The organism is Staphylococcus warneri, from assembly GCF_900636385.1.
In the GTDB taxonomy this organism is placed as follows: Bacteria; Bacillota; Bacilli; order Staphylococcales; family Staphylococcaceae; genus Staphylococcus; species Staphylococcus warneri.
In genome coordinates, this window is record NZ_LR134269.1 from 600849 (window position 1) to 627671 (window position 26823).

At 31.6% G+C, this 26823-nt stretch carries 25 protein-coding genes and 2 pseudogenes; 15 read left to right on the forward strand and 12 right to left on the reverse strand.

The genetic code is table 11. From position 1 onward, the window contains the following. Position 1: 1 nt before the first annotated feature. The 4 genes from EL082_RS02755 to EL082_RS02770 all read right to left on the reverse strand — a co-directional run bounded on the left by EL082_RS02755 (position 2) and on the right by EL082_RS02770 (position 3922). Positions 2 to 1444 (reverse strand): PTS transporter subunit EIIC, encoded by a 1443-nt coding sequence (locus EL082_RS02755; protein WP_103286160.1) that lies wholly within the window; start codon positions 1442 to 1444, stop codon positions 2 to 4. 13 nt (positions 1445 to 1457) lie between these two features. Beyond that, positions 1458 to 2345 carry an N-acetylmuramic acid 6-phosphate etherase gene (murQ, locus tag EL082_RS02760; protein WP_019236043.1) on the reverse strand — a complete coding sequence of 296 codons (888 nt, stop codon included), beginning with the start codon at positions 2343 to 2345 and terminating at the stop codon, positions 1458 to 1460. A 3-nt stretch (positions 2346 to 2348) separates the two neighbouring features. After that, positions 2349 to 3404, reverse strand: a complete 1056-nt coding sequence (locus tag EL082_RS02765) for a MupG family TIM beta-alpha barrel fold protein (RefSeq protein WP_002467028.1) — start codon at positions 3402 to 3404, stop codon at positions 2349 to 2351. A 173-nt stretch (positions 3405 to 3577) separates the two neighbouring features. After that, entirely contained in the window at positions 3578 to 3922 is a 345-nt protein-coding gene (locus tag EL082_RS02770) for a hypothetical protein (RefSeq protein ID WP_002467029.1), read from the reverse strand. A 45-nt stretch (positions 3923 to 3967) separates the two neighbouring features. On the opposite strand from EL082_RS02770, the gene EL082_RS02775 reads away from it, so the two are divergent. Beyond that, on the forward strand, positions 3968 to 4705 hold the full coding sequence (locus tag EL082_RS02775) for a CPBP family intramembrane glutamic endopeptidase (protein ID WP_002467021.1): 738 nt from the start codon (positions 3968 to 3970) through the stop codon (positions 4703 to 4705). A gap of 20 nt (positions 4706 to 4725) precedes the next feature. Here EL082_RS02775 and EL082_RS02780 read toward each other — a convergent pair whose 3' ends face one another. Further along, positions 4726 to 5424: a helix-turn-helix transcriptional regulator gene (locus EL082_RS02780; RefSeq protein WP_002467024.1), complete on the reverse strand. Its 699-nt coding sequence runs from the start codon at positions 5422 to 5424 to the stop codon at positions 4726 to 4728. 420 nt (positions 5425 to 5844) lie between these two features. Between EL082_RS02780 and EL082_RS02785 the strand changes: the two genes are divergently transcribed. Both EL082_RS02785 and EL082_RS02790 read left to right on the forward strand, forming a co-directional pair. Then, on the forward strand, positions 5845 to 6636 hold the full coding sequence (locus EL082_RS02785) for an inositol monophosphatase family protein (RefSeq protein WP_002467031.1): 792 nt from the start codon (positions 5845 to 5847) through the stop codon (positions 6634 to 6636). Positions 6637 to 6792: 156 nt separating this feature from the next. After that, positions 6793 to 7185, forward strand: a pseudogene (locus tag EL082_RS02790) (LCP family glycopolymer transferase); the annotation flags it as partial. Between the two features lie 61 nt (positions 7186 to 7246). Here the strand turns inward: EL082_RS02790 and EL082_RS02795 are convergent. Next, entirely contained in the window at positions 7247 to 7921 is a 675-nt protein-coding gene (locus EL082_RS02795; protein WP_103286159.1) for an IS6 family transposase, read from the reverse strand. Between the two features lie 48 nt (positions 7922 to 7969). On the opposite strand from EL082_RS02795, the pseudogene EL082_RS02800 reads away from it, so the two are divergent. The 6 genes and pseudogenes from EL082_RS02800 to EL082_RS02825 all read left to right on the forward strand — a co-directional run. After that, a pseudogene (locus EL082_RS02800) lies at positions 7970 to 8551 on the forward strand (LCP family protein); the annotation flags it as partial. Positions 8552 to 8826: 275 nt separating this feature from the next. Beyond that, positions 8827 to 11781, forward strand: coding sequence for a formate dehydrogenase subunit alpha (gene fdhF, locus EL082_RS02805; RefSeq protein ID WP_103286158.1), 2955 nt, complete (start codon positions 8827 to 8829; stop codon positions 11779 to 11781). Next, positions 11781 to 12251 carry a helical membrane plugin domain-containing protein gene (locus EL082_RS02810; RefSeq protein ID WP_002465484.1) on the forward strand — a complete coding sequence of 157 codons (471 nt, stop codon included), beginning with the start codon at positions 11781 to 11783 and terminating at the stop codon, positions 12249 to 12251. The genes fdhF and EL082_RS02810 overlap by 1 nt, the downstream gene beginning before the upstream one ends. A 171-nt stretch (positions 12252 to 12422) precedes the next feature. Next, a complete protein-coding gene (locus EL082_RS02815; RefSeq protein ID WP_002465485.1) occupies positions 12423 to 12671 on the forward strand; it encodes a hypothetical protein in 249 nt (82 codons plus the stop codon). A 22-nt stretch (positions 12672 to 12693) separates the two neighbouring features. Further along, positions 12694 to 13470 (forward strand): N-acetylglucosaminidase, encoded by a 777-nt coding sequence (locus tag EL082_RS02820; RefSeq protein ID WP_002465481.1) that lies wholly within the window; start codon positions 12694 to 12696, stop codon positions 13468 to 13470. Positions 13471 to 13613: 143 nt separating this feature from the next. Continuing rightward, the gene (locus tag EL082_RS02825) at positions 13614 to 14738 is read left to right on the forward strand and encodes an FAD-dependent monooxygenase (protein ID WP_015364776.1); all 1125 of its coding nucleotides are present in this window, start codon (positions 13614 to 13616) and stop codon (positions 14736 to 14738) included. 55 nt (positions 14739 to 14793) lie between these two features. On the opposite strand, the gene EL082_RS02830 is transcribed toward EL082_RS02825, so the two are convergent. From EL082_RS02830 to EL082_RS02850, 5 genes are all read right to left on the reverse strand, one after another. Continuing rightward, positions 14794 to 15756 (reverse strand): 2-hydroxyacid dehydrogenase family protein, encoded by a 963-nt coding sequence (locus tag EL082_RS02830; RefSeq protein ID WP_103286157.1) that lies wholly within the window; start codon positions 15754 to 15756, stop codon positions 14794 to 14796. A gap of 79 nt (positions 15757 to 15835) precedes the next feature. Further along, positions 15836 to 16150, reverse strand: coding sequence for a DMT family transporter (locus tag EL082_RS02835; protein ID WP_002465510.1), 315 nt, complete (start codon positions 16148 to 16150; stop codon positions 15836 to 15838). Then, a complete protein-coding gene (locus EL082_RS02840) occupies positions 16150 to 16482 on the reverse strand; it encodes a DMT family transporter (protein WP_002465517.1) in 333 nt (110 codons plus the stop codon). The genes EL082_RS02835 and EL082_RS02840 overlap by 1 nt, the downstream gene beginning before the upstream one ends. A gap of 248 nt (positions 16483 to 16730) precedes the next feature. After that, complete coding sequence (locus EL082_RS02845; RefSeq protein ID WP_002465512.1) at positions 16731 to 17225, reverse strand: CHAP domain-containing protein; 495 nt, start codon at positions 17223 to 17225, stop codon at positions 16731 to 16733. 322 nt (positions 17226 to 17547) lie between these two features. Then, positions 17548 to 17991, reverse strand: coding sequence for a DUF4870 domain-containing protein (locus EL082_RS02850; RefSeq protein ID WP_002465507.1), 444 nt, complete (start codon positions 17989 to 17991; stop codon positions 17548 to 17550). 391 nt (positions 17992 to 18382) lie between these two features. Here EL082_RS02850 and EL082_RS02855 point away from each other — a divergent pair, with 391 nt between their 5' ends. Both EL082_RS02855 and nhaC read left to right on the forward strand, forming a co-directional pair. Continuing rightward, entirely contained in the window at positions 18383 to 19453 is a 1071-nt protein-coding gene (locus tag EL082_RS02855) for an NAD/NADP-dependent octopine/nopaline dehydrogenase family protein (protein ID WP_103286156.1), read from the forward strand. A 65-nt stretch (positions 19454 to 19518) separates the two neighbouring features. Then, positions 19519 to 20913 (forward strand): Na+/H+ antiporter NhaC, encoded by a 1395-nt coding sequence (nhaC, locus tag EL082_RS02860; RefSeq protein WP_002465511.1) that lies wholly within the window; start codon positions 19519 to 19521, stop codon positions 20911 to 20913. A gap of 430 nt (positions 20914 to 21343) precedes the next feature. Here the strand turns inward: nhaC and EL082_RS02865 are convergent, their stop codons facing one another. Continuing rightward, positions 21344 to 22093: a CHAP domain-containing protein gene (locus EL082_RS02865; protein WP_002465515.1), complete on the reverse strand. Its 750-nt coding sequence runs from the start codon at positions 22091 to 22093 to the stop codon at positions 21344 to 21346. Positions 22094 to 22711: 618 nt separating this feature from the next. On the opposite strand from EL082_RS02865, the gene EL082_RS02870 reads away from it, so the two are divergent. The 4 genes from EL082_RS02870 to EL082_RS02885 all read left to right on the forward strand — a co-directional run bounded on the left by EL082_RS02870 (position 22712) and on the right by EL082_RS02885 (position 26559). Then, entirely contained in the window at positions 22712 to 24694 is a 1983-nt protein-coding gene (locus tag EL082_RS02870) for a helix-turn-helix domain-containing protein (RefSeq protein ID WP_103286155.1), read from the forward strand. Positions 24695 to 24720: 26 nt separating this feature from the next. Then, a complete protein-coding gene (locus EL082_RS02875) occupies positions 24721 to 25437 on the forward strand; it encodes a transcriptional regulator, SarA/Rot family (RefSeq protein WP_002465509.1) in 717 nt (238 codons plus the stop codon). Between the two features lie 32 nt (positions 25438 to 25469). After that, positions 25470 to 25796 (forward strand): PH domain-containing protein, encoded by a 327-nt coding sequence (locus tag EL082_RS02880; RefSeq protein ID WP_015364778.1) that lies wholly within the window; start codon positions 25470 to 25472, stop codon positions 25794 to 25796. Between the two features lie 421 nt (positions 25797 to 26217). Next, on the forward strand, positions 26218 to 26559 hold the full coding sequence (locus tag EL082_RS02885; RefSeq protein WP_002465419.1) for a transcriptional regulator, SarA/Rot family: 342 nt from the start codon (positions 26218 to 26220) through the stop codon (positions 26557 to 26559). The last annotated feature ends 264 nt before the right edge of the window (positions 26560 to 26823 follow it).

Genomic DNA, 26823 nt, shown 5'->3' on the forward strand with positions numbered 1-26823 from the left:
TTTAATCACCCAGTTTATTAGAGTTTCTCATTTCTTTAGTCGTTCCAAATAAATAAGTCATGATAAATCCACCGATATATGCTGACAGCAATCCAGCAATATAACCTAAATACATATTATCTGATATCAGTGGCAATAGTGATAAGCCACTAGGTCCTACAGCTTTAGCTCCAATATGACCAATACCGCCAATGACGGCACCTCCAATACCTCCACCTATACAAGCAGTGAAGAATGGTCTTCCAAGCGGCAAGGTTACACCGTAAATCAGTGGTTCCCCGATACCTAAGAATCCAACAGGTAAGGCACCTTTTAATGTGTTTCTTAGTGGTTGATTGTGTCGGCATCTAACCCATAATGCTAATGCAGCACCAACTTGACCTGCACCCGCCATTGCAGCAATAGGTAGTAGATAAGTTACACCAGTACTGTTTATCAATTCAATATGAATTGGCGTAAAAATATGGTGAAGTCCTAACATTACTAGTGGAAGGAAAAATGCACCGATGATAAATCCGCTAAAGACACCACCAACGTCTATTACCCAATTAACGACGTGAACTAAACCATCTGATACAAACCCAGCCATTGGCATGATGATAAAAATAGTTAATAATCCTACTCCGAGTAGGGATAATGTTGGTGTGACGATAATATCTATAGCATTTGGAGTTACTTTATGTAGTCTTTTCTCAATAATGCTCAGTATCCAAACAGCGAATATAACACCTATAATTCCACCTTGACCAGCAACAAGTGGTTCACCAGTGAAAATATTTTTAATCGGATTTTCATCAGTCAGACCAGTTAGTAGTGTTGTGCCACCAATGACACCACCTAAACCAGGAGTTGCGCCAAATACTTTAGCACTATTGATACCAGTGAAAATGGCTAGATATGCTAACATTCCGTCTTTAATCACATTTAATACGGTTACGAGTTGTTTCATAAAATCCCCAGAAATCATATGAGCAGTAAGCATATTATTGAGCACAGCTGCAATACCACCGATTAAACCTGCACCGATAAAAGCGGGGATTAAAGGAATAAAGATATTTGAAATTGATTTCAAGAAACGTTGCCATTTACTATGTTTTCTTGATTTTTGGTAGTGCTTTTTATTTTCTTTTGCAAGTTCTTTAGCTTGAGATTGATAACTTTGATTGTCCGAATAGGAGATATCTTCACCTAACGGTACATGGCTATAATCTGCCATATGTCCTGCCACTTTCTCTACTACACCGGGACCCACAATGATTTGAAGTGTTTCATCTTCAACGATGCCTATGACACCTTCTATTTGATGTAATTCATCATAATTAACTATATCTGGATTCTTAATGGATAACCGCACTCTAGTCATACAATGCATGATACGCTGTATATTACGCATTCCACCTACCGCATTGATGATTTCTTGTGCGAGTCTGTCTTCTTTACTCATAGAATTAGCCCCCTTAACCTTTGATGGCTTGCTTAATCACACCATTATGTTGTAATAATTTGTTTTGTGCATCATCTTTAGTTGTGTCACATAAATACATCACAACAGCAGTTTTAATGTTTTGATCGGCTTTTTCATAGAGTAACTTAGCTTCTTCGTCATTTAAATCACATATATCTTTAATAATTCGAATAGAACGTTGAATTAATTTTTGATTTGTTGGTTTTAAATCTACCATCAAGTTATCGTAAACTTTCCCTACACCAATCATCGTCATGGTAGATATCATATTGAGAATGAGTTTTTGGGCTGTACCTGATTTTAAGCGAGTTGAACCGGTTAATACTTCTGGTCCGACAGGTACTTCCAACACATATTGTGTTAACTTACTCATCTCACTGTTTGTGTTGCAAGAAAGAGATACGCTTACGGCGCCAACCTCGTTTGCATAGGCTAAAGCGGCTTTAACGTAAGGTGTACGTCCACTAGCAGAAATACCAATCACTATGTCATCTTTTGATAGTTGAATTGCCTTTAAATCAGCTTTCCCTTGTTCTTCATTATCCTCCGCACCTTCAACAGCTTCTGTCATAGCCTTACTTCCACCGGCAATAATACCTATGACTTCATCGGGTGAAGTATTAAATGTAGGTACGCATTCTGCTGCATCTAAAACACCTAATCGACCACTTGTGCCTGCACCAATGTATATCAATCGACCATGTTTCTTGAATTTAGATATCGCTTCTTTGATGACTTTTGTTAATTCAGGAATGATCGGTTCTATAGCTTTGGGAACGAATTGATCTTCGTCATTCATCGTTTGAAGTGCTTCTTGAATTGACATTTCATCTAAATGCATAGTCTCTGTATTACGTGATTCAGTCGTTAAATGATTCAATTGTCATTGCTCCTTTAAACATTTAAATTCAAAAGTATCACCTGGCGCTATCAAATGGATAAATGGTTGATCCTGTTTATAAATTCGTGCAATACGATTGATATTTGGATGTCCTTGAAGTGGTGATTTAATTACTTGTAGTTCACCTTCATATCGACCATTCAGATGATTATCGATAGTAATATCTCCGGGTAATCTTTGGTCGATACCAACGGCTTCAATAGTTTGATTAATTAAGTGTCTAGATTCATAAGAACGTATGATATGTTCGGGCGAATCGATTCTTGAATGATGCTTAGTAAATAGTATATTTGACAGGTCATCATTGATATTTTCAGTGACATTAACACGCAGTTCAAAGTGTCGTTGGACACACATTTGATAGAGTTGACGCGCTAAATTTAAATCAAACCTAGTATCTCCAATAATAATATTTGAGATACCAACACGTTCTAATTCATGAACCGCGAAACAAGGATGCTGATTACGATGTACCTCGATAGTTGGTAAACCTTTAAAAATGGGTCCTCTTAATTCAGTTCCTGGAATGAAGGCATATATATCTGCCATTGAATCAAAAGAATGTATGAGTGCATTTTGTTGTTCGACAAATGTCGCACTTAATCCAGTATCCGGCCTTGGATAATAATTATGACAGTATACTAGTGATTGAATATTTGAATGACGATATAGCGTGGATAATTCACTTTGAGTTATCGTACTTGCGTTAATGCAACATCGATAACCGTGTTGCTGTATATCATGAATAAGATTGATATTAAGGTCGTGATCGATTCTGATAACAAAATCCCCATGAGCGTATTGATCTAATAAACTGTAAAAGTGGTGATTAAGTAAAGAAGGATTCACATCAATAATAAAGGTGATTGAATATTGAGATAATATCTGACACAATTCCCCAAAATGTATCAGTGTAAGTTGATCATCCTCTTCGGGTATTTGTAGAGAAGTAAAAATAGTATCGTATCCCTGAGATACCATTGATTGAATATAAGATTGATTTAATTTACTTCCTAACGAGACCGAGAAACCGAGCATGATCATCCTCCTCATTTATAAGCTTAATCATATCCGATTATAACGCTAATATTAGTCATTTACAATTTACATTTTAGATTTAGGTTTGTTTTTTACAAAAATATTAATAAATAAAATAAATAGTACTTTTGGAGAATAAAATACGAAAAATATAATGAGGGAAATAAGTAGAATTAAAAAGTGTGATCTTTAAATTGAATAAGTGTACGGTAAATCATATTTTGGTATTCGATAATATGATGAAAAATATCACCATAATTAATAGTATGAAGCGGGTATTCGACGAGGTAAGCAATTAAATTTTGATAATGAGTGAAATGACTTAAAGAAGTACAGTTGCGGTTTGTTGAATTTGTCTTAATCCAATTACTTTCTTTAATGATGAATGTATTAAATTCATTTAATGATGGTTCAAATTTGCTATAATGTGATACTAAGTAATATTTTAGCATTTCAGTATGTGTGATAAGTTGTGTTAATTTTAATTCAATATGGTTTAATGTTTCTTGAGAATTCATAAAGCCTCCTTAGTAGTTAAATGTAAAAAGAAAGGAAATATAGATATGAAACTTTCGAACAAAGGGTACCGTTTTAAAGATATTGCTTGGAGAGATTTATTTTTAATACCAATTATCTTTATAACAATGATGATATTTTCAAGGATAGGTGTAAATATATTAAATACGCATTATATACATATAGATCGATTAATGGGTGAGATGGTTGCTACCGTTGCACAAACCATGAGTTATGTTATTGCCATTTTATGTTTTTACCTTATGCATATCAGTTCCTTTTCAGAACGCTTGAAGAATGGGATTAATTATATAAAAAAGCATTGGAAATTTTTAATTGTGATGTTCATTATCTCAATTTGTGCGTCAAAAGCCTATGAATGGATGATGGAATTATTACCGCAATCATGGCAATTTAATGAAACACAGAATGAATTAGCATTAAATCAATTATTTAAGACCCCTCTATTTTTACCAATCACTTTTATATTGATAGTGATTGTTGGGCCTATCGTTGAAGAGATTGTATTCAGACATATCATTATAGGTGAATTAGGAAAAAAATTTAATTTTATTTTTATGGGGATTATCTCCGCTGTAACATTTTCACTAATTCATGTAAGTGATGCTAAATCACCATTAGAATTTGGTGCATACTTTATACTCGCAGTTATTTTAGTATTCGTATATTTAAAGTCAAACAGAAATTTAGCGTCTTCTATTACGATTCATATGCTCAATAATCTATTATCATTTATAATCACGATATATACAATTTCTATGTAATATACAATAAACCCAACTGATTACACGTGTAAATCAGTTGGGTTTAAAAATTGTTGATAATTATCAATCGTAATATCATGCGTTTTAATTGTTTTTTCAAATGAGTAGGAGATATCTTGTATATCTTTAATAGGGAGTTCTCGTGTAGAACCTAGTCCAATTTCAAATACCACAGCATGCCACTGACCATCTTTACATAATAGACCAATAAAGATAACGTTCTCCGCAATAGTTTGATTGTCTTCATAAAAATCTACAAGCATGACATTTCGTTCAGTACAGTAAATTAAAATATCGGAAAAGATATTTGGAAGTGTTATCTGTGCGGTATCTTCGAATTTTATATAGTAATCCATTTTTTTTAATAATTTTCGTACACGCGTTTGAGGTAAAGTTAAACATTGTTTAAGTATATCTTGAATTTCTTTAGTATAGGGTAGCGTAGAATAAGATTGACTTTCATTTAAGGTAAGAAATAGCGCAGACAATTGACTATCAGTCAAAGTAAGTGCAATTTTGGCTTGTGCATCTTGAATTTTGTAACCACCCTGGCTACCATGAGAAGCATGAATTTGAACACCTTGATTTTCTAAATCATCAATATCTCTCAGAATGGTACGTTTTGATACATTAAAACGTTTGGCTAATTCAGAAGCAGTTATTTTATTACTTTGTTGTATTTCTGTTATTAAGCGATTTTGTCGTTCTAACTTATTCAATGAAAGTCACCTCCAAATTAACATTACATATTACAATAATTATATCATATAAGCGACAATGATGACATTTATAGCGCATTTTTGGATTAAAAAGTGAAAAAATGGTCTAAAAAAATTTTGGAAAACGCTTACAAAAGAAAACGCTTTATGTTAATATATTATTTGTAACAGGGGGAGCGATTAACAAAGGGGTAGAGCTATATAACAGATAGCTGGTAATCGTTCGAGTTACACTAAAACATCTTCAATATTTATTACTTACTTTCCTTTCTATTTGTCGGCTAGCATAAGACTAGCCGATTTTTTTATGTAAAAAGATGCAAATGGACACTGGCATGTTACTATAGCTATTAACACATTTAATTTAATTAATTATGATAAAATCATTAATATTTTTAGATATATAGGAAGGTGTTATTAATGCATAACATTGATTTGCACAAGATAGATGAAATGATAACAAAATGGTTGAAAAACGTAGACCAAATCATCCCAAATTTAATCGCGGAAATGGAAACAGATACAAAGTTAAATCGCTTTGACTTAGTGACAAATGTGGATAAACAAATTCAAAACGAATTTCAAGTATTCCTACAAACACAACTTGAAGGTCATCGGTTATTTGCAGAAGAAAAAAATAATGATGAGATAGATCCTAGACAAGGACATGTTTGGATTATGGATCCTATAGATGGTACGTCTAATTTGGTGAAACAACAGGAAGATTATTGTATTATTTTAGGTTATTTTGTAGATGGCGAACCTAAGCTTTCATATATATATGATTACCCACATCAACATTTATATAAGGCTATTGAAAATGAAGGCGCATTTGATAATGCGCAAGTGATGAAACAACCACCTAATATGGATATAGAAGAAGCCATATTATCGTTCAATACACAAGTCATGAATGATGAAACGATTCATCAATTATATGATGCGTCTTTTAGTCATAGAATTATTGGTTCTTGTGGCTTAGATTCAATTAGGGTGATTAAAGGTCAATTTGGTGCACATATCAATACTAATCCTAAACCTTGGGATATTGCCGCACAATTTTTATTTGCGAAAGAACTTGGGCTGAAAATGACAGCGTTAAATGGTGGACCTATAGATTTATCAACAGCTGCGCCATTTATTATTAGTAATGAAGGATGTTACTCCGCAGTACTTGAAATTTTAAATAGTGATATGGGTTATGAAAGATAAGATAATGTTCGATATTAAAATCATTATTCCATATTCCATTAGGATTAATATTTTACAATAAATTTCGCATAATAAGACTTTAGAAGTATAGTAAAAATATTTTTCTATTATATAATAATAAAGGTATATAGCATGTAAAGTAATTATGGAAAAGGAATGATGGGTGTGCGCAGAACAGAAAAAAATAGAATGAGTCTACCAGCTAAAATTTTAGTTTGGTTTGTTGGCATATTATTTATATTAGCGCTATTAGCAATGATATATGTCATTGCCAAGATATTTATTACTGGAGATAAAATACATAATCCTTTAAATAGAGATTATTCACATTTAAGAAACGGCAAAGTTAATTTGAAAAATGGTGATCCATTCACGATAGCATTATTTGGTGTAGATTCGGATGCTGAACGTAAAGCGCAAGGTGGCGGATCTCGTAGTGATACGATTATGATTCTATCTATTAATCCAAAAGAGAAGAAAACAGAGATTGTAAGTGTACCTAGAGATACTCAAGCTAAAATGGTTGGTAAAGGTACAACAGAAAAAATAGGGTTCTGTTGCAAAGTTAGAAAAATATAGCTAATCACCATTTTATTGTGTCAGTCTTCGTTTAACTGACTAACATGTAACTAATTTCGTGACAAGGAGAAAATCCGTAGATCTGAAGAGACCTACGGTTCCTTTTATATAATCCATAAATACATTCAATGCCTTTGAGCGTGTTCTTTGCCGTATTAATACTTCGATAGCTTGTCTTCTTCACCTTAGTATGACGATGATCTTGTTCAATGAGGTTATTAAGATACTTAGATGTACAATGACAATTAGATTTGAGTTTAAAATCTTTCCTCAACTTAGACATGGCCACCTTCATTGAAGGTGCTTGATCTGTAATAATTGTTTGAGGTTTACCAAACTGTTTAATAAGTCTTTTAATAAACGCATATGCTGATTGATTATCTCGTTTCTTACGTAACCAAATATCTAATGTATGACCATCTGCATCAATGGCACGATACAAATAACACCATTTTCCTTTGATTTTGATATATGTCTCATCAATACGCCACTTATAATACGCTTTGTTATTCTTTTTCTTCCAAATTTGATACAAAATAGGAGCATATTCTTGAACCCATCGATAGACCGTTGAGTGATGAACGTTCACGCCACGCTCTCTTAATATTTCAGATATATCACGATAACTTAATGCATATCTTAAGTAGTAGCCAACGGCTACAGTAATAACATCCTTATCGAATTGTTTATATCTGAAATAGTTCATACAAAAGACTCCTTTTTGTTAAAATTATACTATAAAATTAACTATGCAACAGAACCAAAAATAGCACATGCTTATGCGTATGGTGGTCCTAATATGGCTGTCAATTCATTAGAAAAATTAATGAATGTTCCCATTGATCATTACGCAACGATCGATATGGATGGATTACATGACATGATAGATACTATGGGTGGAATTGATGTTGTAAGTAACGATACCTTTACAACAAACGGAATACATTTTGAAAAAGGTAAGAAAACGCATGTTAATGGTGAAGAGGCGATGAGCTTTATTAGAAGTCGTAAAGAAGAAGGTGCTGGTGGAGATTTCGGCCGTCAAGAACGCCAACAACTCATTCTAGAAGCTATGGCTAATAAAATGACTAGTGCGTCATCGATTACACATTTTGCACCGTTAATGAATGAAATACAAAAGAATGTTAAAACAGATCTGTCATTAGGAGAACTCAATACAATTAGAAGTAAATATAAAGATGCTAATGATACAGTGAGTAGACATCAATTAGATGGTCAAGGCGGCATACAAGATGACGGATTATATTACTTTGTACCTAGCGATAGCTCACTTCAAGAGAACACGAATTTACTTAAAGACAATTTGAATTTATAACGATATCATAATAAATAATAACCAGTTTAAATTAAGGGCAATAGCGATAGTTTAAAATCGTCGCTATTGTCTTTTTTTAATTCGATTATTTGTATTGGTTTAAATACTCACATTAAACAATCAATTAAATTTTAAAAATACTTAACATTGCATGGTTAAAGTTATACAATTAAACTGATTCTATCTATACATATATGTGTGGGGCATTTTAAATAGATGGAAGTTAGACATTATAACGTTAGCATATACGGAACTATATATAATGGGGTGAAAATATGAAAGAACATTTAATCGTCACTCTAGATGGTACAGATTATTTGGTTGAACCAGGTACCAACTTACTTGAATTTATACGTTCGAGAGATACGTTCGTACCAGCCATTTGTTATAACGAGTCAATGGGGCCTATTCAAACTTGTGATACCTGTACTGTAGAAATTGACGGCAAAATAGAAAGAGCTTGTGGCACAACTATTGATAGACCAATGACAGTCAATACAACTACGGATCATGTACAAGCATCTCAAAAAGAAGCATTAGATCGTATTTTAGAAAAACATATGTTGTATTGTACAGTGTGTGATTATAACAATGGAGACTGTGAAATTCATAATACGATGGACGAGTGGGGGCTTCAACATCAAACTTATGAATATAAAGAAAAGCCATATGAAAAAGATTATGGTCCATTCTACCGCTATGATCCGAACCAATGTATTTTGTGCGGACGTTGTGTAGAGGCATGCCAAGATATTGAAGTAAATGAAACAATCAGTATTGATTGGGATCGTGAACATCCTAGAGTTATTTGGGATAATGATGTACCTATTAATGAATCTTCATGTGTATCATGCGGCCAATGTGCAACAGTTTGTCCATGTAATGCCATGATGGAAGTCAATATGGAAGGTAACGCTGGATATATGACAGATACTGAACCAGGTTCATTAGCTGCAATGATTGATTTAACTAAAAAGGCTGAACCAGGTTATGGTCCATTATTTGCTATTTCTGATTCTGAAGCGGAAATGCGTAAAGAGAGAATTAACAAAACCAAAACAGTATGTACATACTGCGGTGTAGGTTGCTCATTTGAAGTATGGACTAAAGATAGAGAAGTGTTGAAAGTACAACCTTCACATGATTCTCCAGCTAATAAAATTGCATCATGTGTGAAAGGAAAATTCTCTTGGGGACATATTAATTCTGATCAACGTTTGACGAAACCACTTGTGCGTAAAGATGGTCAATTTCATGAAGTTGAATGGGAAGAAGCGTTAGATGTTATTACAGATAATTTCAAACAAATTAAAGACAAATATGACGCAGATCATTTGGCATTCATTTCCTCTTCAAAAGCAACAAATGAAGAGTCATATTTAATGCAAAAACTTGCACGACAAGTCATTGGAACGAATAATGTTGACAACTGCTCAAGATATTGCCAAGCACCGGCTACTAAAGGATTATTTAGAACTGTCGGGCACGGTGGTGATTCAGGTAGTATTGAAGACCTTGAAAAAGCAGCAATGACTGTATTAATTGGTACAAATACTGCTGAGGCACACCCTGTTATTGCATCACGAATGAAACGAGCTCAAAAATTATTTGGACAAAAATCACATGTATTTGATATTAGAAAACATGAAATGGCTGAACGTGCAGATGAATTTTATCAACCGAAACCAGGTACAGACTTAGTATGGTTAGGTGCTGTAACGAAATATATTATTGATCATGATCTGCATGACAAAGCATTCCTAGACGAATGGGTAGATGATTTTGAGAAGTATTATGAATCATTAGCACCATTTACGATGGCATTTGCAGAAGAAGCTACAGGCATCCCTCAATCACGTTTGATTAACTTTGCTAAAGAAGTAGCTAAAGCAGAATCAGTATCTATTTGTTGGGCAATGGGTATCACACAACAAGATATCGGAAGTGATTCAAGTACTGCCATTTCAAATTTATTACTAGTAACAGGTAACTATAGAAAACCAGGTACAGGTGCATATCCATTACGTGGACATAATAACGTTCAAGGTTGTAGCGATATGGGTAGCATGCCTGACCAATTTACAGGTTATCAAAAAGTAGTTGATGATGATGTTCGTGCGAAATTCGAAAGAGAATACGGCGTCGAATTAAATAAGAAACCAGGTCGAGATAATCATCAAATGATAGAAGGTATTCATAATGGTGAAATTAATTCACTATATTTATATGGTGAAGATACAGGAATAGTTGATTCTAATATCAATTTTGTTCAAGCTGCCTTTGAAAAACTAGACTTTATGGTTGTTCAAGACGAATTCTTAACTTATACAGCAACTTATGCAGATGTTGTATTACCAGCTAGTCCGTCATTAGAAAAAGATGGCACATTCACTAATACTGAACGTCGAATCCAAAGGTTATACCAAGCACTTGATCCTAAAGGTGACTCTAAACCAGACTGGAAAATTTTCCAACTTATCGCAAATCGTTTAGGATTTAACTGGAACTACAAAAATCCAAGCGAAATTATGGATGAAATTGCACGTGTGACACCATTATATGAAGGTGTAAGTTACGACTTATTAGAAGGCTTTAATAGTTTACAGTGGCCAGTGCATAAAGATGGTACAGATGAGCCATTACTTTATTTAAATGGATTTAACTTTGATAACGGTAAAGCAAAACTTTATCCATTAACATTCGATAATTTCTTCAAAGAAGATGAAGTGTATGACTTACATGTTAATAATGGTAGATTATTAGAACATTTCCATGAAGGAAACATGACATATCAAACTGAAATGATTAAATATAAAGTGCCTAATGCCTTTGTAGAAATCTCACCAGAACTTGCTGAAGATAGAGGTATTCATGAAGGTGCACAAGTTAAATTAATTTCTGAAACTGGCGAAGCTACATTAACGGTACATGTTACAGATCGCGTAAGTGGAAAACAAATTTACATTCCTTTAAATAATGATGCTTTAGAAAATGGTAATATGGGTGCAATCAACTTACTTACTAATAGTGATGTAGATCCATACACAGATACACCATCGTATAAACGTACAAGTGCAAGAATGGAAGTGATAACTAAACGTGGTAAATCACCGCTAAACCCAACTAACTTCCGTGTAGACAAACAACGTAATCCACAATATAGTGTCAGAGTTGATAAAAAATGGGCGCGTCCAGACTATATTTTCCCAGGAAATCAGGTGAATGACTGATGGCAGAAAGAATAACTCAAATTAAACGCATGGAAAAATCAGATGAACAAGTCAAAGCAGATAATCTCAATGAAGTGTTAGATGCAATATCTGAGAATAAAGATAGTATCATGAAAGCAATTCGATTAGTTAAAGTTTTAGACGAAGCGAAATTGTTAGACGCACTATCTGGTGGTATTAAAGGTAGACAAGTTATTATTAATAAATTTGCAGTCGAATTAAATAAAGATATTTATACTGGATTATTATCTAATATGGCATCATTAGTATTTTTACTTGGCGACTTAAATGTTAAAGACTTAAGTGAGATGCTCAATAGACTGAATAAAGGTATGCATGTAGCCAATCAAGCAAGTAGCCATTCCAAAACGAGTGTTCGAAGCTTGCTAGGGGTTCTTAAAGATGATGATATGAATAGAAGTATCACCTATATGCTTAATTTATTAAAAGGTATGTCTCGAGAAGATTAGATATAAGAAGAGGTCAGAACAAACAACTTTTGATGAACAGGTTTGTCAAAAGCGTGATGGATGATTCATTTTCCATCACATGTTCTGACCTTATTTCTTTATGTCGACATTTACAAATTAAATCATGTATCATGTAGGATAAGTATTATTTTAAGTGAATAGAGGTGTCATATGATTAATCCCAATATATTAAAAGCTATGGCTATCGTATCTAATGTTTTATTAGTGATTGGTATCATCTTTTTAATAATGTTGAAGTTGATATTAGCCATCACATTTTTTACGGTATCGTTGGCTATTAGTTTAGTAATATTTAATGTACTATTTCGTGATAGAACAGGTATGAAGATTGCAATTAACGTATCATTCTTTATCGTTGTCATAGCAATTGTAATCGCATATGTCGTTTTGTCTAAATAGTTAAAATAGGAGCTTTTATTGAATGAAGAAATTGAGTAAGTCCCGTGTAAGTACTATTATTATCCTCTTACTATTGATTGTTTTCGGAATACTGTATATCATTTTTGATACTAATTTATTTAATAATGATAAACGTGTGTCTTTTAACGAAGCGGTCTCACGTCAACAAAATAAAGGCGTACTTAATATGAAAGAAGATCATGGTGAGTTTAAAAAAGCAAATGAAAATGATATTAAAAAGGCCATGTCAATTCATCATGGCGATAACAAACTCAAATATATGGATATTTCCGAAAAAGTACCTATGTCAAAAGAAGAAGTTAATAAAATGCTTAAAGGAAAAGGGATTTTAGAGAATCAAGGGCAAAGTTTTATAGATGCTCAAGATAAATATGAAGTTAATATTATATACTTAATCAGCCATGCAATTGTGGAAACTGGAAATGGTGACTCTGAATTGGCACATGGAATCAAAGATGGTAAACACAATTATTATAATTTTTATGGTATCGGTGCATTTGATGAGAATGCGGTGCATACTGGTAAAAGTTATGCCAAAAAGGAAGATTGGACATCGCCACGAAAGGCAATATTAGGTGGAGCAAAATTTGTAAGGAATCAATATTTTGAAAATCAACAAATTTCACTTTATCAAATGAGATGGAACCCGAAAACACCAGGACAGAATCAATATGCAAGTGACATCCACTGGGCTGACAATATAGCAAAAATAATGAAGAAATATTACGAACAATTTGGAATCAAAAAAGACAAAGTTCGAAAAGATTATTACATTTAAATTATAAATTGATAAGAGTATCTGCTTGAAAGCGAGCGGTATACTCTTTTTATTGTGGCAAGCATATCTTTAGTTTACTCAATTTTGTAAATGTATGAGATGTGATAAAATATATAAGAATCACAATGTTGAGGTGGAATCATATGAAAATCGCAATTGTCGGTGCAGGGATCGGTGGCTTAACAGCGGCTGCACTATTACAAGAACAAGGTCATCAAGTTAAAATTTTTGAAAAAAATGATGCAATTAGAGAAGTGGGTGCGGGTATAGGTATTGGTGACAATGTCATTCAAAAACTACACAACCACGATTTAGCGAAAGGTATAAAAAATGCGGGTCAGAATTTAACATCAATGCAAACGCTTGATGAGCATAATAAACCATTGATGACTGCGCATTTAAAACGAGATACACTTAATGTTACATTATCTCGTCAAACACTAATCAGTATTATTCAGTCTTATGTACAACAAGACAGCATTTATTTAAAACATGGCGTAACTAAAATAGATAATAGTAATTCAAAAGTCATTCTTCATTTCATGGAACAAGAAAGTGAAGCCTTTGATTTATGTATTGGTGCAGATGGCATACATTCAATTGTTAGAGAAGCTATTGATAGCCAAAGCAAGGTTCAATATCAAGGCTATACATGCTTCCGTGGGCTAGTCGATGATATTCATTTAGATGAAACGGATGTAGCTAAAGAATTTTGGGGCAAACAAGGACGCGTTGGTATTGTGCCATTAATTGATAACCAAGCATATTGGTTTATCATAATCAACGCTAAAGAAAAAGATGTCAAATACCAATCATTTGGTAAGCCACATTTACAAGCACGATTTAATCATTATCCCAATATTGTAAGACAAATATTAGATAAACAAAGTGAAACAGGCATTATATTAAACGATATTTATGATATGAAACCACTAAAATCTTTCGTTAAAGAGCGTACTATTTTACTAGGTGACGCAGCACATGCAACAACACCTAATATGGGTCAAGGTGCAGGACAAGCTATGGAAGATGCAATTGTATTAGCTAACTGTTTAAAATCATATGACTTCAATGAAGCATTAGAAAGATATGATAAATTAAGAGTAAATCATACAGCAAAAGTGATTAAAAAATCACGTAAAATTGGAAAGATTGCACAATATCATAACAGTTTGATGATCAAATGCAGAAATACAATGATGAAAATATTACCGAATAAAATTGCTTCAAACCAAACTAAATTTCTTTATAAATCTAAAGAAAAATAGTGTATAAGTAAAAAGGCAATCCAAATCAATGATGTGATTTGGATTGCCTTTTGTTTTACTTTTGAGGATTAACAATGAATTGCGGCGTTTTGCCATTTAATTTTTTAATTGTATCATTTGCTACAATTTTAGCCATCATATCTCTTGCTTCAAATGTTGCATTACCAATATGTGGTGTAAGTACAACATTTTTAAGCGATTTTAATTCATCTGTAATTTTAGGTTCAAATTCATATACATCTAATGCTGCACCTTCAATTTCTTTGTCTTGTAAGGCTTTTACAAGTGCTTGTTCATTAATGATTGGACCACGTCCAGCATTAACAATATAAGCTGTAGATTTCATCTTTTTGAATTGTTCAGTATCAATTAAGTGATGTAAATCAGGATTATAGGCAGCATTAATTGTGATGAAGTCTGCATTCTCAAGTAATGTATCTAAATCAACATATTTAGCACCGATATCTCGTTCTTTTTCCTCTTTACGATGAGGTCCAGTATATAAAACATCCATATCAAATGCACGTGCACGTTTTGCAACTGCACCACCAATTTCTCCTAATCCAATAATGCCAATGGTTTTCTCAGAAACTTCTCTACCTCTAAAGAATAGGGGAGCCCAACCATCAAAGCCTTTCGTACGTGATAACTCGTCGCCTTCAACAATACGTCTTGCGACACTTAAGATAAGACCAATGGTTAAATCAGCTGTAGCATTGGTTGAAGCTTTCGGTGTGTTTGTCACATCAATATCTTTCTCACGTGCATAGTCAATATCTACATTATTAAAACCTGCACCATAGTTAGCAATGATTTTTAAATTTTTAGCACTATCAATCACATCTTTATCTACATTAGTTGATAATAAACTTACTAATGCAGTGGCATCTTTAACACCATTTATTAGCGCATCTTTACTAATTAATCCGTCATCATCGTACATTTCTACTTCGAAATGTTCTTTGAGAAGGTTTAAACCGACCTCTGGAATTGCACCTGCGATAAATACTTTTTCCATCCTAATCACTCCTTTTATCAACAGTATATAAAAAGATAATACTCTAAACAATGAATAAACATATGAGCTGAATAATATATTAATTGATTAAACGTAATCCAATGACTGATCCTAGTATAAGTAGAATACAAAGAATTCTCATAATATTTTTGGATTCATGATAAAAGATCATACCTATCATCGTACCCCCAGCTGTACCAATACCTGTCCAGATAGCATAAGCAGTACCCATAGGAATATCTATCATTGATAGTTTTAATGTACTAAAACTACATACAAAGGCAATACCAATGAGAAGAATGAAAATTTTATGTTTAGTTCTAGACCATTCATTCATCAATATAACACCAATCACTTCTAAACAACCTGCGATTAAAAGATACACCCAAGCCATTATTTGCTACCTCCTTCAACATCATCCGTTGTGGAAAGCTTTAAACCTATAATACCTATTATTAATAAAGTAACTAATAATATTTTCATAAATGTAAAAGGTTGGTTGAAAAATAGTATATCGACGATCACAGTACCAGCTGCTCCAATGCCGACGAATATCGCATACACTGTACCAACTGGTAAAGATTTCGTAGCATTGATGACGAGATAAAAGCTTAAAATGATAAAGATAAGTGTAAATAACCAACTGAAAATTGAATCAGCATTATTCAGTCCAGTAACCCATATGATTTCAACTAGTCCTGCTAGAATGACTTTTAACCATTTCAATGTAAAGGTCCTCCTTATCAAATAACAATAAGAATATTCTCTCAAATTTAAAGATATAGGGCAAAGTTTGAAATTGATGTCGTTAAGATACATTTTCAAAATAAGTTTTATTATATATGTATTTCAATATTAGGGAAGCATATTCTAAAAAAGGATGTGAATAGGGGAATAATTTATAGAAAGAAAAAAGCCTGTAAATGCTTAATTAAAAGCATCTACAGACTTTAAATGTCTATTTCATATATGAATTAGATATGAATATAATTATATGAGCTTGCTTCACCTGCAGAAATAGTACGTGTGCTTACTGAGAAAGGTCCACCGCTATAGTTCATTTCAGAAACTGTAACTGAACCGTCAGAACCAACACTTTCAACATAAGCAACGTGACCATAACCACCTGCTGATGATTGTAAAATTGATCCAGCTTTTGGTGTGTGATTGACTGTATAACCAGCTTGTTGTGCAGCTGATGCCCAGTTTCTAGCGTCTCCCCAAGTTGAGCCTACTTTTCCGCCAACTTTGTCATAAACGTACCAAGTACATTGACCAGCTGTATATAAGTTACCAGAAGCAGATCTTTCTGATGTAGTATTGCTAGTAGATGTTTGAGCTGTATTATAATTATATGATTGATTATTTGATTGATTAAATTCTGCAGCATCTGCGTGATGAGCAGTTGTACCGAAATATGCAGCGCCAATGCCTGCTGTTAATGTAGTAATAGTTGCGATTTTTTTCATGATAAATATCCTCCCGAATTTTGTTTGGTTTTATTATGTAAGAAGATACGGCGTAGCGAACCGGAAATCATCTTCATTTACCAATTTAAGTTTTATCGTTTTTACGACAAGAGTAACTTTAACAGAAAATCATTACCTTGTGCGGAATGTTACAGCATCGTAATTAAATTAAAAAAACCATGACGCTCGCTGTAATAAACGAGAATCATGGTAATAAAAGTTTGTAACGCTTACAAAGTGCATCCACACTGATTTATAATTAATTTAATAAATGACCATCAATCATAAATATTACAAAGAGTTGTAATAAATGTGTTAGAGATTATTTGAAAAATCTAATGCTAAGTGGAATTAGGTATTCATTGCCATTATAGTATTTAACACATGCAATAATAGTAAAAATAAATGAAACAAAGGCTAAAACCATCATAATAATAAAGCCAATGATATAGATAATAAAACCTACAGTCATAGAGGTATCAGTACCCATACTTAACCCGATAAAAAATGGAACTAACATAACAACTAATATAATTATTGTCCAAATTGTATAGGAAATAACAAAGTTTAAGTAATTTTTACCAGCTTTATTAACGAAACGAGATTCTTTATGTTTGATTATCCAAATGATAAGCGGACCAATAAAACCACTGAATAAACTTAATAAATAGATTAACATAGCCATTAATCGAGATTCTTGGTTATCTGAATCAACTACTTCAGAAGATTGATCATGTAAAACATCATTCTGATTGTGTTCTGTCATGGTATTACCTCCATTTTATATGTAAATTAAATTTATTACATCTTTACTATATCAAATAATTATAAATTGATAAATAAGTTTTTAGATTTACTTATAACATGATATACGTTATTGTTCATTTAAAGGTTTAATTCATTTAAAATAAGGATATATAAAATTATTACAAGTTAATGGGTTGAAAATAATTGAGACGTTAATCATACCTAATTCAAGTATTTAAACATAAATGTCCAATTAAAAATGATTGTTACATCTATAATGTTTGATTTTAGTATTTAGTAGTTGTAGCAAGATTGAAAAATAGAGTGGGGCTAAGAAATCTTTTTATAAAAGTCATTTCAGTCCCGCTTTTTTAATGAAAGAAAAAGATTAAGAAAGAGAGAGGATTTTAATGAAAATAGCAATTATTGGTTCAGGTAATGGTGCTGTAACAGCTGCACTAGACATGGTGGATAAAGGTCATGAGGTTAAATTGTATTGTCGTAACCAATCTCTAGAAAAATTCAATAAACCAATAGAAAAAGGTGGATTTGATTTTAATAATGAAGGAGAAGAAAAATTCATTCAGTTCACGGATATCAGTGATGATATTGAATATGTGATGAAGGATGCAGATATTATACAAGTCATTATCCCATCTTCATTTATCGAATATTATGCAAAAGTGATGTCTTATCATGTCACAAATGATCAACTGATATTCTTTAATATCGCTGCATCAATGGCATCTATACGCTTTATGAATGTACTTGAAGATAGACATATTGATGTAATGCCTCATTTTGCTGAAGCTAATACATTAACTTATGGTACACGCGTTGATTTTAATGAAGCACGTGTCGATTTATCATTGAACGTGCGTAGAGTATACTTCTCTACATTTAATCGAGAAGAATTAAATGACAGTTATGATAAAGTTTCACAAATTTATCCGAATTTGGTTAAAGAGGAAAGTTTACTTAAAACCAATTTAGAAAATGGTAACCCAGAGGTACATCCAGGGCCTACTTTATTAAATGTTGGACGTATTGATTATGCAGATGAATTCTCACTATATAAAGAAGGGATTACAAAGCATACTGTTCGTCTACTTCATGGTATTGAATTAGAACGTTTGAATTTAGGGCGTAAATTAGGATTTGAATTAGAAACTGCTAAAGAATCTAGAATTCAAAGAGGCTATTTAGAACGTAAAGATGAGGATGAGCCGTTAAATCGTTTATTTAATACGAGTCCAGTATTCTCTCAAATTCCTGGTCCTAATCATGTAGAAAATAGATATTTAACAGAAGACATTGCATATGGCTTAGTACTATGGTCTAGCTTGGGACGTGTGATTGATGTACCTACGCCTAATATTGATGCAGTGATTGTCATTGCTTCTACTATTTTAGAACGTGATTTCTTTGAAGATGGTCTAACAGTTGAGGAACTAGGATTAGATAAATTAGATTTAGAATAGTGATTTAAAAATATGGAAAGGAAAGAGGTCTTGTTTCAAAAAGAAAAGTAAAGGGGTTTAGATATATGAAAAGACAACCAACTTTTTTAGAGTCTATATCTACAATTATAGTTATGGTAATCGTAGTAACAACAGGATTTGTCATCTTTAATATACCTATTCAAGTTTTATTACTTATATCTTCAGCTTATGCAGCATGTATTGCTTATCGGGTAGGATTACGTTGGGAAGATTTGGAAGAAGGGATATCTAAACGATTGAATACAGCGATGCCGGCGATATTTATTATTTTAGCTGTGGGTATTATTGTAGGTAGTTGGATGTTCTCCGGTACTGTACCTGCACTTATTTATTATGGTCTTAATTTTTTAAATCCAAGTTATTTTCTAGTTTCTGCTTTTATCATTAGTGCGATTACGTCAGTAGCGACTGGTACGGCATGGGGGTCAGCATCAACTGCTGGTATTGCGTTAATATCAATCGGAAATCAATTAGGTATTGAAAGTGGTATGGCTGCAGGCGCTATTATTGCTGGTGCAGTATTTGGTGACAAAATGTCACCACTATCAGATACGACCAACCTAGCCGCATTAGTTACAAAAGTCAATATCTTTTCACATATTAGATCGATGATGTGGACTACGATACCTGCTTCTATCATTGGATTAATTGTCTGGTTTTTTGCAGGATTAAAATATCAAAGTCATACGAATCCTAAGCAAATTAAACAACTACTTCATGAATTAACACAGGTATACAATATTAATATATTTGTATGGATTCCATTAATTGTGATTATAGTATGCTTACTATTAAAAATTTCTACTGTACCTGCGATGTTAATATCAAGTTTAAGTGCACTTTTAGTAGGAACATTTAACAATCATTTCAATATTGTTGATGGTTTCAAGGCAACATTTAATGGTTTTAGTCATACTATGGTAAATCAAAGTCATGTTTCAAATAGTGTCAAAGCACTAATAGAACAGGGTGGCATGATGAGTATGACTGAAATTATCGTGACCATATTCTGTGGGTATGCATTTGCTGGTATTGTTGAAAAAGCCGGTTGTCTAGATGTTTTATTAAAGACAGTATCAAAAGGTGTGAATTCTGTTGGCACACTTATATTAGTAACAGTAGTATGTTGTCTCATGCTAGTTTTTGCAGCTGGTGTCGCATCTATCGTTATTATAATGGTAGGGGTACTTATGAAAGAAATGTTCGAAGAGAGACATTTATCCCAAACTGTATTATCTCGAACATTGGAAGATTCAAGTACAATGGTATTGCCTTTAATACCTTGGGGAACATCAGGTATATACTATGCACATCAATTAAATGTAAGTGTTAATGACTTCTTTATATGGACCGTTCCTTGTTATATATGTGCAATCATTGCAGTTATTTATGGCTTTACAGGAATAGGAATTAAAAAAATTAATAAAAGTGAAGTTTAAATGAATGAAAATGTGGAAAGTATTAAATAAGTTAAAACAATTACATAGATATAAATTGTAGCGATTATATCTGAATGATGTTTTAACTGATAAATATCCTTCTAATTAGAGTAGTGATTGAGTTTTGTAGCGGAATTTAATCATGAAATATTAGACTAAACGAATTCTTTTAAACAACATTTAATAAATTGCCAATTATTATGTAGAAAAAGCGAATCAAGAAAGATTATTTGAATTTGTTTGTAACCAAGAACCGGGTAAGGTTGTAGCGATATTACCTGGTTTACTTGGTTATTAACGAGACAGTTATTTAGTTACTGTTCTCAATTAAATCGTTAATATAATAGTTGCAATCATATAAAGAAACCGAGTATTACATTCACAATTTTGTGAACATAATACTCGGTTTTTTAAATATGACTAAAAATGATTAGTGAATGTAGTTATATGAACCAGCTTGACTAGCTGAGATAGTACGTGATGTTACTACACCAGGACCATGTCCATAGTTCATTTCAGAAACGCGAATTGAACCGTCACTGTTTACACTTTCAACGTAAGCAACATGACCAAATCCACCTTGAGTTGTTTGTAAAATAGCACCTGCTGCTGGGCGATTATTTACAGTGTAACCTGCAGCTGCTGCAGCGTTTGCCCAATTATTAGCATTACCCCAAGTTGAACCAACTTTTCCACCTACACGGTCATATACATAATATGTACATTGTCCAGCAGTGTATAAGTTTCCGCCATTTGAAGTTGCTCTTGATAATGAAATACCATTTGAAGATGGTGCAGATGTCGTAGTTACATGTACGTTATGGCTTGTTGCTGAATAACTAGCACCTAAACCGCCTGTACGTTGTGGTGTGTTATAAGCTTGAGTGTTATAGCCATAATCATAATTATTATAATTGTAGTTATTGTAATTGTTGTAAGCTTGAGTATTGTAACCATAATCGTAGCTGTTATTATGGTTTACTTTGTCTGGGCTCCAATTTCCTTGCCAAGTGTAGTGGTAATTACCTTGTTGATCGATTGTATATGAATAACTGTAAGAAGTTGGATCATTTGGGTTATATCCACCATTATTATTTTCTGCTGCTTGAGCATCATGATTTGCAAAAGCGAAAGTAGCGATTCCTGCAGTTGCGATTGTAGCTGTAGCGATTTTTTTCATTTGATAAATATCCTCCAATTTATTTTTATAATTTTAATAGCATAAAAGCTATGTTTTTATGTAAATGAATTCGTTCTTAACGACAAGCAATACTTTACCAAAAAAAAGTAGGTTTGTGGGCGTTGTTATGGATTTGTAATTTTTTGCTAATATTGTTACACAACTTAAAATAAAAATAATACGGCAATGATTTTGTTGAAATATGATGGTTATGCCATTTATTAAATGAATTTAAAATATTACGAAAAAATGTGTTACATATCTGTAAACTTACAGAAAATTTAAATTGTATTATATTTTAAAGGATGAATAATAAATTAAAGCGTAGGACAACATCATTTAATAATATATGTAAAATATGAACTGTTCTTAATAAATGATAGTTATCAACGAGTGATAAAATATATTGAAAAATGGATAAAGTAACTAATAGTCTAAAACATGCTGTTTAAATATAAATGAAAATTGATATAATCTTTAAAAGAATTGATAGTATAGAATATTAAATCGTTATAAAATTGAATGTGAAGATAGAGGTTATCTAATTAAGAGATACTTATTAAATCAAAGCATGAAGTTATGTGGATGATGTTATTGTAAGCAGCGTGAGGAAACAACATGATAGAAAACTATTCAGTCCGAATATTTCAGAATTTAATTATTAATAATAGTAAAGAGTCAAATATCAAACTTATTTATTGGTTAAAAGGGACAGGTAACATGATCGTTAATTTAAAAAAGTATGAGATGTGGCCTGGTCGTGTTTTACTCGTAATGATGAATGATGTATATCAAATTAAAAGTGAAAATCAAGCTATAACTTGTTTAATAGAAGTTTCAACTAAGGATTTCTTGAGATTTGTAACACCTCGAACAAGACTAATAGGTGGAGAAATACCAACGTCGAACTACTCAAAAATTACTGATCTACTAACCAAGTTAATCGAAATAAAATGTATGAATCAAACAGAAGAAATGATGATTGATAAAATTATCAAATATTTATGTATTGAATTATGCTCAATCGCTTCAGATGAAAAAGGGAATCAGGGCATTTCACTCATTTCAGAACCTATTCATAATTATTTAGTAGACAATCACTCAAGAAAAATAAATAAGAATGAATTAGTAAATGCAACTAATGTGCCAAGTCATCAATTAACACAAATGTTTCAACATACACCTTATTATAGTTTTAACCAATATTTAAAACATATTAGACTAAAATTTTGTTTGATTGATATTTTATCAACCGATCAATCAATCGAGTTTATTGCGATAAATCATGGTTTCAATCATTATTCTAGGTTTATCAAATTATTTAAAGATGCTTATGGTCAAACGCCAAAATTAATTAGAAAACTATATATAGAGACGTCTATCTCTAATAATAAAACAAAAGAAATTAAATTGGACGAAAGTATATTAAGACTTTTGAACCACGTGAATAAAGATAATCAACAATCATCTATGATGATTGATGTTCATTTCCCAGTAAGTAAACAGCGCAAAAGGATTGTCCCTCATCAATTATATATAGAAGTGGATAAATTAATAACGCTCAGTCATTTTGATTTGTTGAAATTGAAAGAGAAATTGAATTATAGATGTAAGCCGATCCATATCATTATAGAAGTTGAATTAACTTCACTCATAAAACAAAGCAAGGTATTTGAAGAACATTTAAATCAACGATTAAAAATGTTAAATGATGTGAATATGATTCCAGTTTATAAGATTAAAACAGAACACTCAGATGAATTGACTTCAATTGAAAAAATAGCCATCCAAAAATTAATCAAAATCTTATTTCAAATAAAAAGGCGATTTAAAAATGAAAAATTAGAAGTTTTAATTCGAGGGATTAATATTGATAGAATTAAAGAATTTAAACAATTATTGAATGTATATTTTGATGATTATCAATTAATTTGGTCTCCTTATCAACAACAATTAAATATGATTGATAAGGCTGAAAAACTAGTAGACATGATCATGATTCCTTTAAATAAAGTAAGTCAATTTGATTTTATTAAAAATGAAAAATTAATGATTAGTAATTTGATAGAGGGTAATCATACTTGTTTTATCAAACAGTCGCATTTTAAACAATTTAAAGACATTTTTAAACAACTGAAAAATGTCAATGCTGTCTGTTTACATTGGGATGATATTGATATGAAAGATATACAATTTTCTCAAATCACATCGACTCATTCCATATTGTTTTTATTGGATATTTATAATCAATTGCGTGGTAAAGTTATATTTGAGAATGCTAATTTGATAGTGTCTCATTATAGAAATGAATATCAGTGTATTGCACTACTAGATATACCAATGACTAAAAATCCTAATATTGATTTTGTTCAATTCAATTTCGCAAATATAACTAATATCAATCATGCTGAAATTAACATGATAGACTATCAGCCTTTTATGAAGTCAACTAAAGGAGATAGGAAATCAGATACAAGTGAGATTAAAACAGAAAATTTATATTGGATTGGTGAAATTTGTAAAAAAGAAATAGGTAAAAACACGATACAACTACCAAGTATAGCAATGGTTCATATTAATATTTTAGTTAATGATGTATGACTGGTATGTAAAGGGGAAGATTCATCATGCCAAATGTAAAAATAAAGACGTTTATTGCGCACTACATGATTATTAAAGTCGCTAACGATTATTTAAAATATTCATACCATTTAACATTTGATCATATTAAATTACTTTACTTTTTAGTTAATGAGAAAAACAATGAAAAGTATATGGATCTTAATCAACTTGAAATGGTCGAACAAAAAACAAAGATACTACAAATGTTACAATACTTATATCAACAACATTGGATTTTGAAAGATCGTAAGGATGAAGACCAACGACAATTAAGTATATCGATAACAGAGCTACAGAAACAAAAAATACATTTTTTATTTAGTGAACTTCTTGAAATGCTTAATTCAAATCAATTAATTATAAATGCTACAACAAAACATTCTATTAAATATGTTATAACCTGTAATGAAATGATTAGTTACATTAGTCAATGTTTAAATAAATATAACCTTTCAATTGAAGAACTCTATGTACTAGCTACATTACTTATTAATGAAAATGAAATGACAATTAAGTATATGAGATATCAAACACAAAGAGGTGTTGTAGCTTTAAGTCCCAATATAAAGAAGTTGAAACAAAAGGGTTATATTATAAAAGAAAGATGTGTCGAAGATGAACGTACGATCAAACTTAAAATAAAACATTCTAATATGAACTTAGTCGTTTCTATCATTGAATCATGTTATGAAATTTTAAAAAAGGGAATTAAAGATATATAAATAGATGAGTTATAGATAGAAGGAGTTTGTGTATGATTTTAGATAATGTCAATCCCAATGATTTATTCCCAACTGAAAAGAAAGGTCCTTCAGTGTTAGGAATTATGGATTACCAAGTTCAAGGACAATCTCAATTTGAGGGTGCATTTATAGCTACGTCTGAACGTTTAATTATGAATGTAGATATGAATGGTCAATTCTATTATAGAAATATTGGCTACGATGAAGTGAATGAAATTGAATATGATGGTGAAACAATTATATTTAATTTTAATATTGGTAAAATACCGATGCACGATTTTAAATCTAATGAAGTTCAAGCGTTTGTTGATTTTGTAAAAGATAAAATACAGGCTTAAACAAGCGGTTATAAGAAATATTTGAAATGAAACTGTCAATACTACTAATGATATATAGCGATATGCCATGATAATACGTATTATTATGGCATATCGTTATTTTTATTTTAATATTGCTTAGCAATTTATTATTTGTAAAAATCCAACTAATCAAATGGGAATTATAAAAATTTTAAAATATACGCTTTCAGAATAAGTGGTAAATTTGTGATATATATATTTTAATAACCATGAAAAAAGTTAAATAAATGTTTGAGAAAAGAAATAAATATATAAATGCAAATTCGAGTAATAAAATTATTGAATTTTTAAACTTGTTTGTTTAAAATGAACTTTGTAACATGGGTGGAGATCAATTCAGTAAGATGAAATTATGTAAACCTTGCTACAACAAGATGTGCATCAGAGGAGTGGTTTTAGAATGGCAAAAATAAAAAATATTAATGATTTAGTTGACGCTACATTTCAAGTGAAAAAATTCTTTAGAGATACAAAAAAGCAATATAATCTTAACTATGAAGAAATTTATATTCTGAATTACATATTAAAAAGTGAGTCTAATGAAATATCTTCTAAAGAAATTGCAACATGTTCTGAATTTAAACCATATTACTTAACTAAAGCATTACAAAAATTAAAAGAGTTAAATTTATTATCTAAAAAGAGAAGCGTGCATGACGAACGTACAGTAATAGTTTTTGTGACAAAAGAACAAAAGGATAAAATTAAGCAACTCATTGATGAATTAGAACAATATATCTAAGTGACTTGTTTTATTATATTTTATATTTAATGGTTCAAATTCAGATAATTAATTGTGATGGAAAGCAAGTTTTGGAATTGAGTAAGAAAGTGGAGCATTAGTTGTTACGCTTTTATCGTGTAGCTAGGGAATTATAGGTGTTTATCATTATAAACTTATTGGAAAATGGGTGTGTTTCAAGGTTAATGAATGTTTTCTTATTGTAGATACGATAAAAATGATCCATTAACCACAAACTGAATAGCATCTTAATTACATAATTTA